Consider the following 15592-nt stretch of genomic DNA (forward strand, 5'->3'; position numbering starts at 1 on the left):
CATGAATGTGCAGGGCGTGCGCGCGCCCCGTTAGAAATGCGAAGAAGGGGCTGTCGCTGATTGGGCAGAAAACCTGATGATTGACAAATGGCTGAAGGCGGGGGTGCTCGAAAAGGACGTCCTGCGCCGCGCGACTGCTGGAACGCTTGCAAAATCCATCTGCACACCGTCCTGCTGAGCTGTTGCTTCGAGGAAAGCAGATCAGACACTTCCCCACGCTGCCGGCGCAGCGCTTATCGCACCGCCGTTCGGCCAATCGAGCGACCAGATCGTCGGTGCGATGGGAGATTGCGAAAGGTTGCGACCATCTGTCGTTATTCTGCAGCGAGTTGTCGTCTCTATTGAGGCTACCACTCAAGACGCGTCTATGATGAGCGGCGGGATCAATAGAGCATTTGAACCAGTTACTGATGCAAAAGCGCGAGCACTTGGCCAGGATCGATACTCCTTTGGACGGTGGCTTCGCGGGGCCTGAACATGCGCCGGCATTGATTATCTCCCGCTACGGCGCTCATGTGATGCTGCTTTTCTTGACTTACCCAATGTTACCCAACTTCGATCTGAATGGGTGCATATGGGCGGAAAATGGCGGTTAGCGTTTCCAACACTCGCGGCCCTGGAAGAGAAGGGGCACGTGAATTGCGGGTCAAAGAGCCCAGAGGAGGGACTAATGCCAAGGACGCCAGGCGCTTTGCGCGGCCATTCGGCTCATTTCGTCAAAACCGCTCTGATTTGCTCAACGCTCTTGGCCGGTGCGGCCGCATCTTTCGTCCAGGCCAAAGCGGAGGATATCAACTGGCGCCAGTTCGAGGGCTCTTCGCTCGTGTGGGCTTACGACATCCATCCATATGCTGACGCCGTTGCAGCACAGCTGCCTGAGTTCGAGAAGTTGACAGGCATCAAAGTGACGCCCGAGCTTTATCCGGACGACGCCTACTGGAATAAGCTGACAATCCAGCTGAGCACGAAGTCGCCCTCGTGGGACGTAGTCGGCACGGGGATTCAGCCGGCTTGGGATCTCGCGCCCGGTCAACTACTCGAGCCGCTCGATCGCTATCTGAACGACTCCAAGCTCACCTCGGCAAGCTATGATTACAAGGACTTCTTCCCCGCGTTGCGTGACGCGCTGACGTGGCAAGTCAATGGCGGGCAAATCGAAGCGGGCCGGGGTCAGGTGTGGGCTATCCCGCACGGGTTCGAAAACATCCAATTATTCTACCGCAAGGACATTCTGGACAAGCATGGTATCAAGGTTCCGACAACCCCGCCGCAGATGTCCGCGGCTTGCGAGAAGCTGAAATCTGCGGATCCGGCGATCACACCTCTGGGCGTGCGGGGAGTCCGCTTTTGGAGCAGCATCCACACGGCCGCAATCTCGATTGCAAAGTCTTACGGTGTGCACGACTTCGTGGTTAAGGACGGCAAATTAGAAACTGGTCTCGATTCGCCTGAGTCGGTCGCCTTCCACAAGGATTATGTGGAGATGATCAAGAAGTGCGCGGCTCCATCCTTTGCCAACGACAACTGGTATCAGGTGGTCGATGGCATCAATTCGGGTCGCACAGCGATGGCGATCGATTCCAACATGTTCGGGTTCTGGAACGATGTCGCCGGCAAGCCCGCTTCGGGCAAGATTGCATTCGCTCCCCCTCTGCGCGCTCCAAACGGCAAGAATTTCGAATCGAACATCTGGATCTGGTCGCTCGCCATGAATGCGGCCTCTCAGAAAAAGGGAGCAGCCTGGCTGTTCATCCAGTGGGCAACGTCAAAGCAGGTCGAGCTCAACGGTGCCGTCGCCGGGAAGCTCGTCAACTCTCCGCGCGCCTCCACCTGGAGCGACAAGGTTTGGCTCGACTACGCGGCTAAACCGGAATTCACGAACTTCGTGGATACCTTCAAAATCGTGCAGGACAGGGCTGCATTGGCCTTTACGCCGCGCGCAGGATTTGCCGAGGCAATGAACGCCTGGGCAGTCGCCATGCAGAAAATGGTCAACGGCGCAGACGTGAAGGCGACGTTGACCGACCTCGCCTCCGAGATTCGCTCCTCAATGTAAGGCGGTCGGGGGGCGGCATAAGGGTTTGCCGCCCCCACCACGCCCGAGTATCTTTTGAGAAGTGAGCGATGGACGATGGACCTTCAAGGCATCGACGCAATCGGGACGCTACAATCATCGGCAGACCAGCTGGCCTCGTCCAAAAACGAGCAGGCGCAAAAGGCCGAGCAGAATGCTCTTGACTGGTGGAGCCTCGCTGCGATTGCCCCCGCAATCATCATCCTGCTTGGATTTCTTTTTCTGTTTTTCTATGGGGTCTTTCAATCGCTGACCGATCTCAAGTTTGGCCGTCCCGTGGTTCGCTTCATTGGATTCACCAACTATGAAATGGTAATCAAGACCCAAGATTTCTGGAATAGCGTGCGGGCAACTATGGCGTATGCCTGCTCCGCCGTGCTCGCCGAAGCGCTCTTTGGCCTTGCGCTCGCCAAATTGTTCGCAAGTGGGGTGTTCCTTACCCGGCTGATGCGGCCCGTCATTCTCCTTCCCCTGGTTCTGCCGCCAATGAGCGTCGCCTTGATGTGGACCACAATGATGGATCCGCAGAATGGGATCCTGAACTATTTGCTTTCGCTCATTGGGATCGGTCGGTTCGCATGGATTTCGGATGCCAGCACGGCGATGTGCTCGCTGGTTCTCATCGACATATGGACTTACACACCATTTTTTGCGCTAATCATCTTCGCCGGCTTGCAGGGCATCAACGATGAGGTCAGAGAAGCCGCGCGGGTCAATGGCGCGCGGGGTTGGGCAACGTTCCTCCATATCGAGCTTCCGCTCATTGCACCGTACATCCTGATCGCCGCGGTATTTCGGCTGATCGAATCGCTCAATCAGTTTGATATCATCTTCGGAACAACCCAGGGGGGGCCGGGCGACAGTACTTCCGTGCTCTCGGTTCGCGCCTACATCACGGCCTTTCAAAATCTCGCCTTCGGGCGTGGTGCCGCGCTCATGGTTGTCAATTGGATGGTTGTGCTTCTCGGGACCTTTGTCATGGTGAGATTGTGGCGGTTGGTCCGGCACCGCGTAAGCTAGAGGAGGCTGACATGCGTTTCAATCGCTCAACGCCTGCAAGCTTGTTCCTTAATCTGCTGGTTGTTGCTTGTACGCTGATCCTGACATTTCCGTTGGTCTGGATCGTGATGATGTCGCTGAAGCAGCAGGCCGAGGTCATGACCTGGCCGCCGCGCTTTATCTTCACTCCAAATTTGAAAACTTCCGCGTTTTGTTCGATGCCGCCCAGGCCGGGGCAACAAGCTACGGCACCATCAAGGTTGATTTCCTGACCCCGGTCACCAATAGCGTCGTGATCTCGCTTGGTGCGGTGCTCGTATCGCTCGTTGCCGGGGTACCGGCAGGCTACGTCCTGGCGAGGCGTGATATCCCTATGAAGGAGGACATCGCATTCTTCATTCTGGGCTTCCGCTTCGCGCCAGCTCTCCTTGTCGTCATACCGCTGTTCAGCGTGTTTCAGACAGTCGGCCTTTACGACACCTATTTCGGTATGATCTGGGTCTATCAAGTCGTCACGCTGCCAATGATCATTTGGTTGAGCCGTTCATATATCGAGGACATCCCAAAGGACATTGAGGAGGCGGCCGCCATGGATGGCGCAAAGCCAATCCGGGTTGTCTGGCACATCGTTCTTCCGCTTCTAAAGCCCGGCTTGATAGGCGCTTCTTTGCTTATCTTCCTGCTCGCGTGGCACAACTTCGCGCTCGGCCTGATCCTCAGTTCGACGAAAGCACCAGTCACCGTCGCCCTGCTCAAGCTGCTCAATCCGGGCGTTCAGTTCTATCCGGTGATGGCTGCGGGTCTGGTGGTGACCATGATTGTGCCGGTCGTCCTGATCATCCTTGGCCAGCGTCATCTCGAACGTGGTCTTACCTTCGGGGCCGTGAAATGAGCCCCAGACCATTGATGTTCTTCGGCACGACAAATCTCGACCTCTGCTTCAACGTCGAGCGGATTCCAACGCCGGGTGAAAGCTTGATGGGAAGCTTGAAGCGGAATGCGGGAGGCAAGGGCGCCAATCAGGCGGTCGCCGCCGCTCGATTGGGCCTTCGGCCGAGCTTCTACACCCGACTTGGCGATGACGACGCTGGTCGATCATTGCTGCAAGCGCTGCGTGAGGCAGGCGTCCGTCTCGATGCCATAGCGGTGTGCCCAGGGGAGATATCGGGTTCTGCTCTCGTCCTTGTCGGTGACGACGGCTCCAACATGATCGTCATAGACCCGGGCGCCAATGCAAATGTCACACCAAGCATGGTCGAAAAGGCGGCCGAATTCATTGAGCGGGACGCAATCGTCGTCGCCGAGATGGGCATGCCGGTCGTCGCGCTCAATCATCTCTTTGCAATGAAGAGCGTCAAAGGATTCGATCTCATTTTCAATCCGGCCCCCGTGAGGGCGGGCCTGTCCGCGGCGGCGTGGAGGAGTGTTGATTTCGTCACTCCAAACCAGACGGAAGCGTTCGAGCTCACCGGTGTCGAGGTGCACGACTTCGACAGCGCCGCTCATGCGGCCGGAAAGCTTCTCGATCTCGGACCAAGAGCCGCCCTGATCACGCTTGGTGCGCAGGGGGCCTACTACGCTGATGCCAGCGCGTCTTTTGCGCTACGGGCATTTCCAGTGAAGGTCGTTGATACGACCGCGGCGGGCGATGCCTTTAATGGAGCCTTCGCAGCCTCTCTTGCCCACCGGTTGCCGATAAGAGAAGCGATCAAAAAGGCGCTCGCGGTTGCCGCGTTATGTGTGACGCGACGCGGCGCCCAAAGCTCGATGCCCAGCGGTTGGGCCGTCGACGAATTTCTGAATTCTCAAACGATCTTGGAGTTGGAATGACCGAAAAGTTCTCAGTTGCAGACAGGACCGTGCTCGTGACCGGTGCGGGTGGGGGGATTGGCTCAGCCATTGCCAATGCTTTTCGTCAAGGCGGTGCGAACGTCCTGGCAACCGACCTAAATGTGGAAAATCTCCGGGACATTCTGACGCGCTTGCCGCACGGCAATGGCATCCTGCCCATGAGCATGGACGTGTCTCGAGAAGACGATGTCGGTAGGGTGCTTGATGAGATCGCCAAGCGCTTCGGCAGGCTCGATGTCCTGATCAACAACGCCGGAATTAAATCGGCTCAGCCGCTTCTAACCGGCGATGCCGATAGAATCGAGAAAACCATACGGATCAACTCCGTCGCGGTGCTTCGCTGTGCCAAGCAAACGATCGAGCGCTTCATGAAGAGCAAAGGCGGCCGCATCGTCAATGTCGGGTCCTCGTTGTCATCTCAAGGCGCGGTTTTCAACTACCAGGCGGGCGGCGCTGATTATTGCTTGTCAAAGGCCATCGTGCACGACGTGACAAAGCTGCTCGCTTATGAATGTGCTCCGCTCAAGATCAACGTCAACGCGATCGCACCCGGGATTATCGATACACCCATGCACGGGCGTCCGCGGGAGGAGACCGAAGCGCGCCACAGTGGCCGAATTCCGCTGGGCCGGGTCGGATTGCCTGAAGATATCGCAGGGCTCGCGGTGTTCCTGGCGAGCCCCGCTGCTTCCTACATGACCGGACAGATTGTCCATGTGAACGGCGGGATGCTGATGAATGGTTAGCACCGGCTCCAACGTCAACTGGCCGCCGATAGAAGGGATTATCTCCGATCTGGATGGCGTCGTCTATCGTGGCAGCACCGCAATGGCGGATGCCATAGAAGCATTTACGCGATGGCAGAAAGCCGGCCTGCCGTTCTGTTTTGTGACGAACAATTCCACGCATACCCCGGAGGACGTCGTCCGCAAGCTGAGAGGATTTGGTCTTTCCATCGCACCGTCAGAGGTCGTTACAAGCGCCATCACCGCCGCAGAACTCATTCGAGCGAATTATCCGCACTTGACGCGAATCTATGTCATCGGGGCTCCCTCGCTTGTCAAGGCCATGCGCGATGTTGGGCTGGAGGTCACTGACCGAACGCCCGAAGCCGTTGTGATGGGGCTTGACCGGGATATCACGCACGAGAAGATGCGAATTGCCGTTGAGGCGATCCTCAATGGCGCTGTCTTCATCGGAACCAATCCCGATCTTCTGCTGCCGACGGTCAGCGGGTTTGAACCTGGGGCTGGCGCGACGATTGCAGCTGTGGCTGCCGCCACGCAAGTGCAGCCTTCGATCGCCGGAAAGCCGCAAGTGTCGATGATCGAGACAGCGCTCTCACGCCTCGGCACGAACCGCGCTTCGACCATTATGATCGGAGACCAAGTTCCTACGGATATTCAAGCCGGAAAGAGGGCGGGTCTTGCCACGGTGCTTGTCACAACCGGCGTGCCGATGCGTCAGGATCCACTCTTGATGGCCCCCGACTTCATCGTATCGAGCTTGCGCGAAATTGAGGTAAGTGCTGCTCGCGCGGCCGAGGTGCGACAGAGGAGGGCATAATGGCCAACGTTCGCCTGGAGGGCCTCAGGAAGGTCTACGGGACTATCGAGATCCTGCGTAATATCGACCTAACCATCGATCACGGCGAATTTGTCGTCTTCGTTGGTCCGTCCGGGTCAGGCAAATCCACCCTTCTGCGCATGATTGGCGGGCTCGAGCCCATCAGCGGTGGGCGGCTCCTCATCGACAATGAGCTCGTCAACGACATCGATGCGGCCGATCGCAACCTCGGCATGGTCTTTCAGAGTTACGCTCTCTATCCGCATATGACGGTGAGAGAGAACCTGGCCTTTCCCCTGCGCATGGCCAAAGCCTCGAAAGCTGAGATCGTCGCCAAGATAGCCAAAACAGCGTCACTATTGCAGATCGACCATCTATTGGATCGCAAGCCTCGACAACTTTCAGGCGGGCAACGCCAGCGCGTCGCAATCGGGCGCGCCATCATGCGCGAGCCAAAAGTGTTCTTGTTCGATGAGCCCCTGTCCAACCTGGACACCGAGTTGCGCGTGCAAATGCGGGTCCAAATCGCCAAGCTCCACAAGCAGCTCGGAAATACCATGATCTATGTGACGCATGATCAGGTCGAGGCGATGACCATGGCCGACAAGATTGTCGTCCTCAAGGACGGCAACATCGAACAGGTCGGCAGCCCCCACGATCTATATCACAATCCCGCCTCACGTTTTGTGGCAGGATTCATCGGCTCGCCGAAGATGAACTTCCTGGGCGGCAAGGTCGAGGCAGCTCACGAGCATGGCCTTGACGTCCGACTGGAGGCAGGTTCTACGATCTCCGTTCTGGTCCAGCCGGACCAAATGCTAGTTGGTAAGCCGGTCACTGTCGGAATCCGCCCGGATGACTTCTCCTCGCCGGCACCCAACCAGCAGGAGATCTCCATTGGACTCGACGTGGATTTCGTTGAGCATCTCGGTAGCGTCACGTACATCTACGGTAACGTTGGAGACGAAACGGTCGTCGCCAGGGCCCCAAAATCCGGCTCGCGCAAAAGCGCCGAAAAGCTCGGCCTGACCGCCGCTCCAGCCGATTGCCACTTGTTCATGAGCAACGGAAAGGCGGTACGGCGGTTGCAAGCACCTGCGACTTGGAGCTAGTCTTGACGTCGAGCCGTGCGATGATGCCGGCTCAGGATCGACACGCGGACCACTGAGGTGAAGGGAGCAGGAATCAGGCAGTTCTTCCGGAATTCCCGCTCGTTTGTCCTTGGTGCCGGCATCGGATCGGGCATGACGGCCAGGGCCGCGGAGCGGGCGGGCGCCGATTTTGTGCTCGCACTCAATGCTGGCCGTTTTCGTGCCATGGGCGGGGCCTCGCCCGCCTCCATTCTTCCAATCCGCAATAGTAACGAGTTCGTAGCGGGGTTCGGACGGACCGAGATCCTGCCAAATACGAAGCTGCCGGTCTTCTTCGGCACCTGTACATTCGACCCCGAGCTTGATCTGGATCGATGGCTCGACCGGATCATCAAATGGGGATTTGCTGGCGTGACCAACTTTCCTTCGGTCATACACATCGATGATGACCGCAGGTCGTTGCTGGAGAAGTCGGGCCTTGGCTATTCCCGAGAGATCGAGCTCCTTGTGAAGGCTGCAAAACGCGGCCTGATGACGATTGCCTATACGCGCAGTCAATCTGAAGCGCGTCGAATGGTCGAAGCCGGCGCCGAGGCCATTTGCATCAACTTCAATCTAAATCGCGCGGTTGAAAGCGGACCCGATCCGTCGATCAGCATGTCTGAACTTGCAGCGCGTACGAATGCCGTTGCGCGCGTAGCTCAATCCGTCAACAAGAGCACCATCTGCTTGCTTGGGGGCGGCCCGATCACAAAGCCAGACGAGCTCTTGGACATCTGCCGCGAAACCGGAATCCAGGGGTTCATCGGAGGCTCTTCGCTAGACCGCGTGCCTCTGGAGATGTCGGTCCTCGAGGTGACGTCGGGCTTCAAGACCATCCACCTGTTGCGCGAGAAGGTGGATCTGCTCGAAAGGAAGCTGCAGTTGAGTGGCTTCAGGCACGGCGTGATCGCGCAGTCCTCGGCAATGAAGCGCGTCCTGGAGATGACCAAACGCCTTGCCGCAACCCCAAGCCCAGTCCTCATCTGGGGAGAGGTCGGCTCCGGCAAGCGTAGAATAGCAAACCTCATTCACGCGTTCAGCGACCGCAGGCACGCCAAGGCAACGCTGTTTCATTGCCGACCAGGTCCGGCGATGGATACACTCGGCCCGTTTTTCGGCGCCGAGCGCCTTGAGAGTGGCAGACGCCAATTGTCGCTCCTGGAGGCGTCGAGCGACGGCGCCGTCTTGCTGCTGCATGTTGACCAGCTTTCGCGCGAAGGCCAGGAACGCCTCGCCGATTACCTGGAGACAGGCGGGTTTACCCCTCTGAACGGGGGCACTGTCATGCGTTCCCACGCCCGGATCATTGCGACCGCGACGGTGGCCCGAGGCGCTGGGCTTGAAACGGTTCTGGGCGCGCGGCTTCTCGACCTTTTTACCGGGCTGGATGTCCAATTACCTTCGCTACCCGACAGGCTTGAAGATCTGCCGCAACTCGTTCAACACTTCACCGTCGAAGCCAAAGGAGATTCCAGCGCCCAGACGCTCACGATAGAAAACTCTGCATTCCTTGCGCTCGCCGGGCACGATTGGCCAGGCAATTTGCGCGAGTTGCGGCAGATCGTGAACCAGCTCGTGACCCTGCCATCAAGTCACATCACGGGAATGGTGCTAAAGCCGTTGTTGGAGCCACCTTCAGGCGCACGGCCCGCGGCCACGCTGTCGGAGCGAGACTGGATTATCGAGGGCCTGAAGAGAAACCGGCTTCACCGCGGCAAGACTGCTCGCTCTCTCGGGCTTTCGCGCAAAACCCTCTACAACAAAATCAAGAAACTGCGGATCCTCGAATAAGGCCTCATGCCCGTCGGAGCGGCTGCTTGGCCGTGGCGGCCTGCTCCAGGGAGAACTTCGGTACCGACGACGATCCATGAGAGCCAAGGCTTACGAGCCCGATGTCCGATCCAATCGGCAGTGCAAGTGCCTCGGGTCGCAGATAGACGGACCCATCCAGCTGCGAACCTAGCCGTTGCTCCGCTGCTGTCATCTTTGCCTCGTCCGCCGCGACAAACAGGACTTTGAACCCTCGGCTTGCAAACCACTCCATACGGCGAAATTCAAGTTCCTGACCGCGATCTAGCGGCACTCCTGCCGGTGTCCGTTCAATCATGGAGGCCGGCGGAAAGTTCGTCACTCCGGTCATCCTTGCATCTTTCAACAAATCACCAAGATCTTCCCAGCATGCAAACGGGTCGATCATGACGATCGCTGCATAGCAGGAAGGGGGCACTTTGAGTCCCGCTTGCAGGTCCCGCAGGAGACAGTCGTTCCAGTCGATGACGGGAAGCGTGGCCATGACTAGCATGGCGTTCTGTGGAAGGGTCCGCAGTGACGGCGCATAGATCGTCATCTGATCACCGCGAGACGAGGAGAGACTTGCGGCAAGGCGACCTAAAACATTGGCTCTCACGGTTTCTACCCAACCCTACCCAATTGATGCTTCCGCCGATCTTACACGCCGCTTCATCCAGGTCTAGACCACGACGTCGATCGTTATCGGAATGAATGGTCGGCGCCGTTCCTCCTGGCTGCTTAACTGGGCTCTCCGCGCCGTCCTGAGTGCCGGATGCGATTTGCTGCAGGGTACTGAGCGAGCTCGGCTCGCGGTGAAAGACGGCCGTGAAGCGTCTCGGGTAAGAAATTCGGGCGAGCTATCTGCGCCCTACGGATCCGCTAGCAGACCGGCTCGTCTGCTTCCTCCCTGACTGGCGCCGCTGCTGGAAACTCCGGCAGCGGCATCTTTTTGACTCGGACCGCGCCTCGCCGCGCGAGAAAACTGGTGTCGCGGAATTGGACGGCTCGCGACCATGCCGGAGCCTACATTCATCAAATATCCGCCAGCCACGCTTGCCCCGGTCGGTTCATGGGAGGCGGCTTCCAATCCACACGGTGGCGCTCAATGACTTTGTTTCGGAACTGCTGTACCTCATCGGGCGCCTTCATCGAAACGCAGAGGGCCCCGTCAGGTCGCTCCATCGCGAGCGATTCTTTCGATGATGCGGCAGGCCCCGGCACGCTCTTGGCTGGCTAAGGACCTCGGACGCTAATATCCCCCAATGAGCCTACCATGTGTGTAAGTTCAATGGGTTAACCGACCTTCGCCGTGCAATCGAATCCTTGCGCAACCGACAAGTATCGTGTTCGCCTGAGAGAAACTTATTCCCATATCCAGCGTGAGCTTGAAAAATTGTTCGACGGCTTCGTGCTCGGGAATGCGGTGCCGTCGGCAAATTGCGATCGCCTTCTTCGCAAGATCGATCCCATCGCTCCCGCTGACCCACTCGGGGTTGTCGACTTCCCGTTCGAATTCGGAAATTGCCCCGGTCGGTAATTCGCATCCGTGCAGAAGATGTCTAAGATACGGCTTGAAGCGAGGGTGCTCGAAGATCTCTTCACCTCTGGTGCCGTTTCTTTCGAAGAGGCTTTGCCGAGACCCCTTCAGGCGACCTGGCTTGTACTTGGGATCCGTGAAAAAACTGACGCGATGCTGAGGTATCGCCCCACGATCGATGAGAGATTTCATCAGCGCCAAAATCGGTACGCGATTGCTTCGGTAGACTGCGTGTGGATCGATCGCAACGGGCAAGTCATCCGAAGATCAATCAAAGCTCTTGTTCTTCGGGTGTTAAAGCAATGTGGTACCTGTTCATGCGGTTGTTTTGGGGCACGCCCAACTCTCCGTTCGACTAAGGCGAATGGCGGGGATAGATATGCTTATCCTACTTTCCAGTCAGGTTCGCCTGCGGCTTCCAACATTGGGACCTCTAGACTGGGAATCTCCGGCATCGCCTTGCCGGCAATCGCTTGTCACCAACCATGCCGACGGTCGATTCGATCACGGCCAATATTTGCGTTTCGCGCTTGGCCCACTGCCTTCCCAAGAATTTGCGCTCCTTATCCAAATCCTCGCGCATATCGTTAAACTTCTCGACCACGGCATCCACCCGCTGGCGGAATTTTGTGCCGGTCAGGTATTGGTAGACCTGCTCCATCTTGGTCTGCTGTCCCTGTTGAACCATGCGCGAACTGTTGACGTCGATAAGTCCCTGGCGGAGAGCCACTGCAACCGGGAGCGCACATCGCGGATGAGCAACCCAGATGCCGTCGATGAGATCGAAATGCTCTACATGCTTCGGTAGAGCCAGTGAGACGATAAGCGCCACGTCCGCGCCACAGCGGCGTTGATCATCGCGAAGTTTTGCAAGCCAGCCGTCGCTCCAGGCCTTAGTCCGCTTCGACTCCCATAGGATGATGCCGGCGGGCTGACTGATCGAGCCGTTCACCTGCTGCATCACGTCGGCACCGAGCTCACCCTTGCCGACAGGCTCAATCAGATCTGTGGGAAACCTTCCCCGGAGCAACTCCTCCAGCTCAAGTTCGAGAACCTCACCTTGCGACTGTTGCGAACCTTGCTCGGCCTTGCGCTTCAACTCTTCGATCGTGCGGGCCATGGATTCGATTGTTTGGTCCTTTTCCGCAACGCGCAAGCGCGCGGCTTCGTCGGCATCCTGCCTTGCCTTAGTCTGGATTTCCCCGATGGATGCGTGCACGCGTTTTTCTATGGTTAAGTCGAGCTCCCGCTTTTCCTCTTCGAGCGCTCGTTGCTGTCGCATCAACTCGGCTTGTTGCTTCTGGGCCTCGGCCAGCTTGAGGTTGTTGTTGGCCAAGCTGGCCCTTAGCTCTGCAGCCTCCGCTTCCTTCGCTTGTAGCTCAGCGGCAGCCGCCTCGCGCGCCTTCCTTCCCTCGCTAGCGGCAAGTTGCGCCCTCTCTATCGCCAATCGTTGTGCGACCCGATCTTCAAGTTGCTCGCGTTCCCTCGTAAGTTGCTCGCGTTCCAGCCGCAGCGCCTCGACTTTTCGAGCCAACTCGGCGTCCTTGCTCGCCAGCTGTTCCTGAAAGCGCTGACGCGTTTCCGCGAGCAGCGGAGCAGCCAATGATTCCGTCAGGTGGATCTCGTGATTGCAGTTGGGGCATTGCAGGGTCGGTTCAGTTGAAGCGCCGGCTGCGATTGCTTTAAAGTTCATGAACTTCCCCATTCCGACCGGTCTGGATTGAAAATCGATCCAAGTGCGATTGGGCCGTCTGCGGCGGCGATGTCTACATGCTGTTCGCCGGTCGCCGCCCTTTTCCACGCAATCCGCACTTTTGAGCCGGGCAGAAATCGCCCGCTCTTTGGCAAAGAACTGGCTTTGCCGCATTGAGCGAGATTGAAAGGGCAGTCTTCGATGTTCCTGTTATGTACTCGCGAGGCCGCCGTCAATTTGTTTCCCATCTGATGCATGTCGGGATCGGGATCAGCGGGCCCATGTTGAGGCACAAGTGCACACGGTAAATTCTCAGCCTCTATGGAATTACTGGCGTGTTAAGGCGCCAATATGTGGCTTTGCGGTAGCTTAAGGCGCCAAGTAGTTGACATCGCCCAGCGAGCGGTGCTATACCCCCTCGGTGCCATAAGGCGCCAATAAGCCTTTTAAGGGAGCCTTAAGACGCCATGCCTCCTCGCAGTAAGTTTATCAGCGCACCACCCTCTGCCGTTCAGGAGGCGATCAAGCGCTTGGGCAACAACCTCCGGACCGCGCGCCTGCGCCGCAACCTGAGCCATACAGAGCTGGCAACTAAGCTGGGCGTAGATCGGCACGTCATCGCCGATGCTGAGAACGGGAAATTGAGCACCAGTGCCGGGGTGTATCTCGGCATGCTGTGGGCAATGAATCTTCTCCCGTCTCTTGCCGACGTTGCCAACCCGAAGAACGATGAGGAGGGGCTCGCTCTAAGCGGCCTCGATGAGCGCGAGCGTGCGCGACAGGGGGGGGGACCAAGCAATGCCTTCTGAGGAATGTTTCGTCTATATCACGCTGCCAGGCCAGACAGAACCGGTTACGGCCGGGCGGTATCAGCTCGACACGACACGCCAAGGTGCCGCCGTTGGACAATTCGTCTATGGCCGCAGCTACCTCGAGCGAAAGGATCGCGTCGAGTTCGATCCGGTCGAGCTCAAGATTCAAGTTCCGCCATTCAGAACAACGAAGCTGCGGGGCAATTTTGGCGCGTTGCGCGACAGCTCTCCGGACGCCTGGGGACGCAAGCTGATGGAAACTCGTCTGGGCAATCCGTCGCCGAGCGAAATTCAATATCTGCTCAATTCACCCGACGATCGCGCCGGCGCCTTGGGCTTTGGTCTCAACGTGCAACCGCCGGCACCTGTTCGTACGTTCAACAAGACGCTGGACTTGGCGCGTTTAATCGAAGTAGCCGACCAGATCGTTGCCGCCGAGAAGGATCCAGCAGCAGCAGCACCAGCAGGTGCTGACGCTGAACAGGCAGAGGCGTTGATGCGCGCGGGCACTTCGATGGGGGGCGCGCGGCCGAAGGCCACTGTCGAGGACGAGGGTGCGCTTTGGCTCGCGAAATTCCCCCACCGCGACGATCGATGGAATAACCCTCGGGTCGAGCACGCCATGCTGACCCTTGCTCGCGGGTGCGGGATCTCGTGCGCAGAGAGCCAGATGACCACGATCGGCGATAAAGATGTCGTCCTGATTCAACGGTTCGATCGGAATAAGACGGAGAAGGGTTACCACCGCAGCAGGATGGTGAGCGCCTTGACGCTGCTCGATGCCGATGACACGCCTGATACTGTCGATAAGCGTCAAAAATGGTCATATCTCCTGCTGGCTGACGAAATTCGGCGAGCCGCATCCGGAAGTCAGTCGAAAGATCTGCCAGAGCTGTTTCGGCGGGTGTGCTTCAACGCTCTCATCTCCAATACCGACGATCATCCACGTAACCATGCCATCTTGGCAAAGGACCAAGCGTGGTCTCTGTCACCGGCATACGACCTCACCCCGAACCCGATGATTGCCTTGGAGCGCCGGGACCTGGCGATGGCGTTCGGCAACTGGGGGCGTTACGCCAACCGGCTCAATTTGCTCTCGCAGAGTGAACGTTTCCTCTTATCAAAAGAAGAGGCAACGGCAATCGTCGACGGCATGAAAGCGATCATTGGGGAGTCCTGGTATAGGGTCTGCCGACAGGTTGGCGTCAGCGAGCGTGACTGCGAATTGATCCGTAGCGCGTTCGTTTACGAAGGCTTCGGTTACGATTTGGCGGATCCGACGATCGCAACCGACGACGCCGAAGAGCTGCCAACGACCCGTCCGCGTTAAAGCGAACGGGAAATCTGCCGAAGCGCGATGATCGCGCGCTCATCAGGCGGCCGCCAGAAGGCGCCAACCGACAGTGGACGAGACATCTAGGTCGCTAGTCCTGAGCGTGGCCGGAGGAACGCCGCAGATGCCTGATGATATCTGAATAGCGGCCAGCTTTTTCGACGCGTCGGACCAACTGCGCCAGGATCGGTAGCTTGCTTCTAGCTCGAAACGCCTCATAGGTTTAGGTGACATCGGCATAGGCAGCCACGCTGCCGAGATGCGCGTCGTTCAGATCGCTGCCTTTCCATTGCCATACGAGATAGCCACACGCCTATTCGAAAGCCTCGAATCAACCAAAACGCGACGGACGAGGGAAGACGCAGGCTGCGTCGGCTTTCCAGTCAGACGCGACGCAAGACCTTTCGATGCCTTTGAGTACGCGTTCCTGCTTCGCGGGTAATAACCGAGCAGGCGGTATTCAACTTATTTGCTAGCCCGCGGAAACGAAGCACGAGCACTCCCAGCTATGAAGCGGACAGGGCAGCGCCCAGTTGGTCTAAGGCGACCCTGAAGCATCAAAGCTGGGACTGCTGTCCTTCGACTGAAGAAGCATATCGGAGGACAGCCGCTGCAACCGATCATCCTTTCCAGCAATAGTCCACGAGCCGTGCCGTTTCCTAGCGCGAAAAACTCCGGCAAAGCTGCCGTCAAGTGGCCCGCTGCCGTAGCATCGGCACGGGCCTTCACTTCCTCGAAGCGGTTGCGCGCGGCCTGCTCTTCCTGCCGAAGCCGTTACTCGGATCGCTAGCCCCTTGCACGTC

The 15592-nt window shown here is 58.1% G+C and carries 12 protein-coding genes and 1 pseudogene; 10 read left to right on the plus strand and 3 right to left on the minus strand.

The features are described 5' to 3' along the window. Nucleotides 1-670 precede the first annotated feature (670 nt). The 8 genes from GPL20_RS11765 (at nt 671) to GPL20_RS11800 (ending at nt 9414) form a co-directional block, all read left to right on the plus strand. Nucleotides 671-2056, plus strand: a complete 1386-nt coding sequence (locus tag GPL20_RS11765; RefSeq protein WP_157329656.1) for an ABC transporter substrate-binding protein — start codon at nt 671-673, stop codon at nt 2054-2056. Between the two features lie 75 nt (nt 2057-2131). After that, complete coding sequence (locus GPL20_RS11770; protein WP_157329657.1) at nt 2132-3094, plus strand: carbohydrate ABC transporter permease; 963 nt, start codon at nt 2132-2134, stop codon at nt 3092-3094. A 67-nt stretch (nt 3095-3161) separates the two neighbouring features. Beyond that, nucleotides 3162-3965, plus strand: coding sequence for a carbohydrate ABC transporter permease (locus GPL20_RS11775; RefSeq protein WP_246250366.1), 804 nt, complete (start codon nt 3162-3164; stop codon nt 3963-3965). 14 nt (nt 3966-3979) lie between these two features. Next, nucleotides 3980-4903, plus strand: a complete 924-nt coding sequence (locus tag GPL20_RS11780; RefSeq protein WP_246250423.1) for a ribokinase — start codon at nt 3980-3982, stop codon at nt 4901-4903. After that, a complete protein-coding gene (locus GPL20_RS11785) occupies nt 4900-5670 on the plus strand; it encodes an SDR family NAD(P)-dependent oxidoreductase (protein WP_157329659.1) in 771 nt (256 codons plus the stop codon). The genes GPL20_RS11780 and GPL20_RS11785 overlap by 4 nt, the downstream gene beginning before the upstream one ends. Beyond that, nucleotides 5663-6490 (plus strand): HAD-IIA family hydrolase, encoded by an 828-nt coding sequence (locus GPL20_RS11790; RefSeq protein ID WP_157329660.1) that lies wholly within the window; start codon nt 5663-5665, stop codon nt 6488-6490. Before GPL20_RS11785 ends, GPL20_RS11790 begins: the two co-directional genes overlap by 8 nt. Further along, nucleotides 6490-7602 (plus strand): ABC transporter ATP-binding protein, encoded by a 1113-nt coding sequence (locus tag GPL20_RS11795; protein WP_157329661.1) that lies wholly within the window; start codon nt 6490-6492, stop codon nt 7600-7602. Before GPL20_RS11790 ends, GPL20_RS11795 begins: the two co-directional genes overlap by 1 nt. A gap of 132 nt (nt 7603-7734) precedes the next feature. Next, nucleotides 7735-9414: a phosphoenolpyruvate hydrolase family protein gene (locus GPL20_RS11800; protein ID WP_246250369.1), complete on the plus strand. Its 1680-nt coding sequence runs from the start codon at nt 7735-7737 to the stop codon at nt 9412-9414. A 4-nt stretch (nt 9415-9418) separates the two neighbouring features. Here GPL20_RS11800 and GPL20_RS11805 read toward each other — a convergent pair whose 3' ends face one another. From GPL20_RS11805 to GPL20_RS11815, 3 genes and pseudogenes are all read right to left on the minus strand, one after another. Then, a complete protein-coding gene (locus tag GPL20_RS11805) occupies nt 9419-9970 on the minus strand; it encodes a hypothetical protein (protein WP_167406915.1) in 552 nt (183 codons plus the stop codon). A 729-nt stretch (nt 9971-10699) separates the two neighbouring features. Beyond that, nucleotides 10700-11143, minus strand: coding sequence for a hypothetical protein (locus GPL20_RS11810; RefSeq protein WP_157329662.1), 444 nt, complete (start codon nt 11141-11143; stop codon nt 10700-10702). 191 nt (nt 11144-11334) lie between these two features. Beyond that, a pseudogene (locus GPL20_RS11815) lies at nt 11335-12644 on the minus strand (DUF2130 domain-containing protein). 467 nt (nt 12645-13111) lie between these two features. Here GPL20_RS11815 and GPL20_RS11820 point away from each other — a divergent pair. Together GPL20_RS11820 and GPL20_RS11825 are read left to right on the plus strand one after the other, a co-directional pair. Beyond that, entirely contained in the window at nt 13112-13453 is a 342-nt protein-coding gene (locus GPL20_RS11820) for a helix-turn-helix transcriptional regulator (RefSeq protein WP_100233366.1), read from the plus strand. Next, nucleotides 13443-14786, plus strand: a complete 1344-nt coding sequence (locus tag GPL20_RS11825) for a type II toxin-antitoxin system HipA family toxin (RefSeq protein ID WP_157329663.1) — start codon at nt 13443-13445, stop codon at nt 14784-14786. Before GPL20_RS11820 ends, GPL20_RS11825 begins: the two co-directional genes overlap by 11 nt. Nucleotides 14787-15592 lie beyond the last annotated feature (806 nt).

The sequence above is a fragment of the Bradyrhizobium cajani genome, assembly GCF_009759665.1.
In the GTDB taxonomy this organism is placed as follows: domain Bacteria; phylum Pseudomonadota; class Alphaproteobacteria; order Rhizobiales; family Xanthobacteraceae; genus Bradyrhizobium; species Bradyrhizobium cajani.

Excerpts from the sequence above, each read along its gene's own strand:
- GPL20_RS11765 (WP_157329656.1), top strand. The coding sequence starts at position 671 with ATGCCAAGGACGCCAGGCGCTTTGCGCGGCCATTCGGCTCATTTCGTC.
- GPL20_RS11770 (WP_157329657.1), top strand. The coding sequence starts at position 2,132 with ATGGACCTTCAAGGCATCGACGCAATCGGGACGCTACAATCATCGGCA.
- GPL20_RS11780 (WP_246250423.1), top strand. The coding sequence starts at position 3,980 with ATGTTCTTCGGCACGACAAATCTCGACCTCTGCTTCAACGTCGAGCGG.
- GPL20_RS11785 (WP_157329659.1), top strand. The coding sequence starts at position 4,900 with ATGACCGAAAAGTTCTCAGTTGCAGACAGGACCGTGCTCGTGACCGGT.
- GPL20_RS11790 (WP_157329660.1), top strand. The coding sequence starts at position 5,663 with ATGGTTAGCACCGGCTCCAACGTCAACTGGCCGCCGATAGAAGGGATT.
- GPL20_RS11795 (WP_157329661.1), top strand. The coding sequence starts at position 6,490 with ATGGCCAACGTTCGCCTGGAGGGCCTCAGGAAGGTCTACGGGACTATC.
- GPL20_RS11800 (WP_246250369.1), top strand. The coding sequence starts at position 7,735 with ATGACGGCCAGGGCCGCGGAGCGGGCGGGCGCCGATTTTGTGCTCGCA.
- GPL20_RS11805 (WP_167406915.1), bottom strand. The coding sequence starts at position 9,970 with ATGACGATCTATGCGCCGTCACTGCGGACCCTTCCACAGAACGCCATG.
- GPL20_RS11810 (WP_157329662.1), bottom strand. The coding sequence starts at position 11,143 with ATGAAATCTCTCATCGATCGTGGGGCGATACCTCAGCATCGCGTCAGT.
- GPL20_RS11820 (WP_100233366.1), top strand. The coding sequence starts at position 13,112 with ATGCCTCCTCGCAGTAAGTTTATCAGCGCACCACCCTCTGCCGTTCAG.
- GPL20_RS11825 (WP_157329663.1), top strand. The coding sequence starts at position 13,443 with ATGCCTTCTGAGGAATGTTTCGTCTATATCACGCTGCCAGGCCAGACA.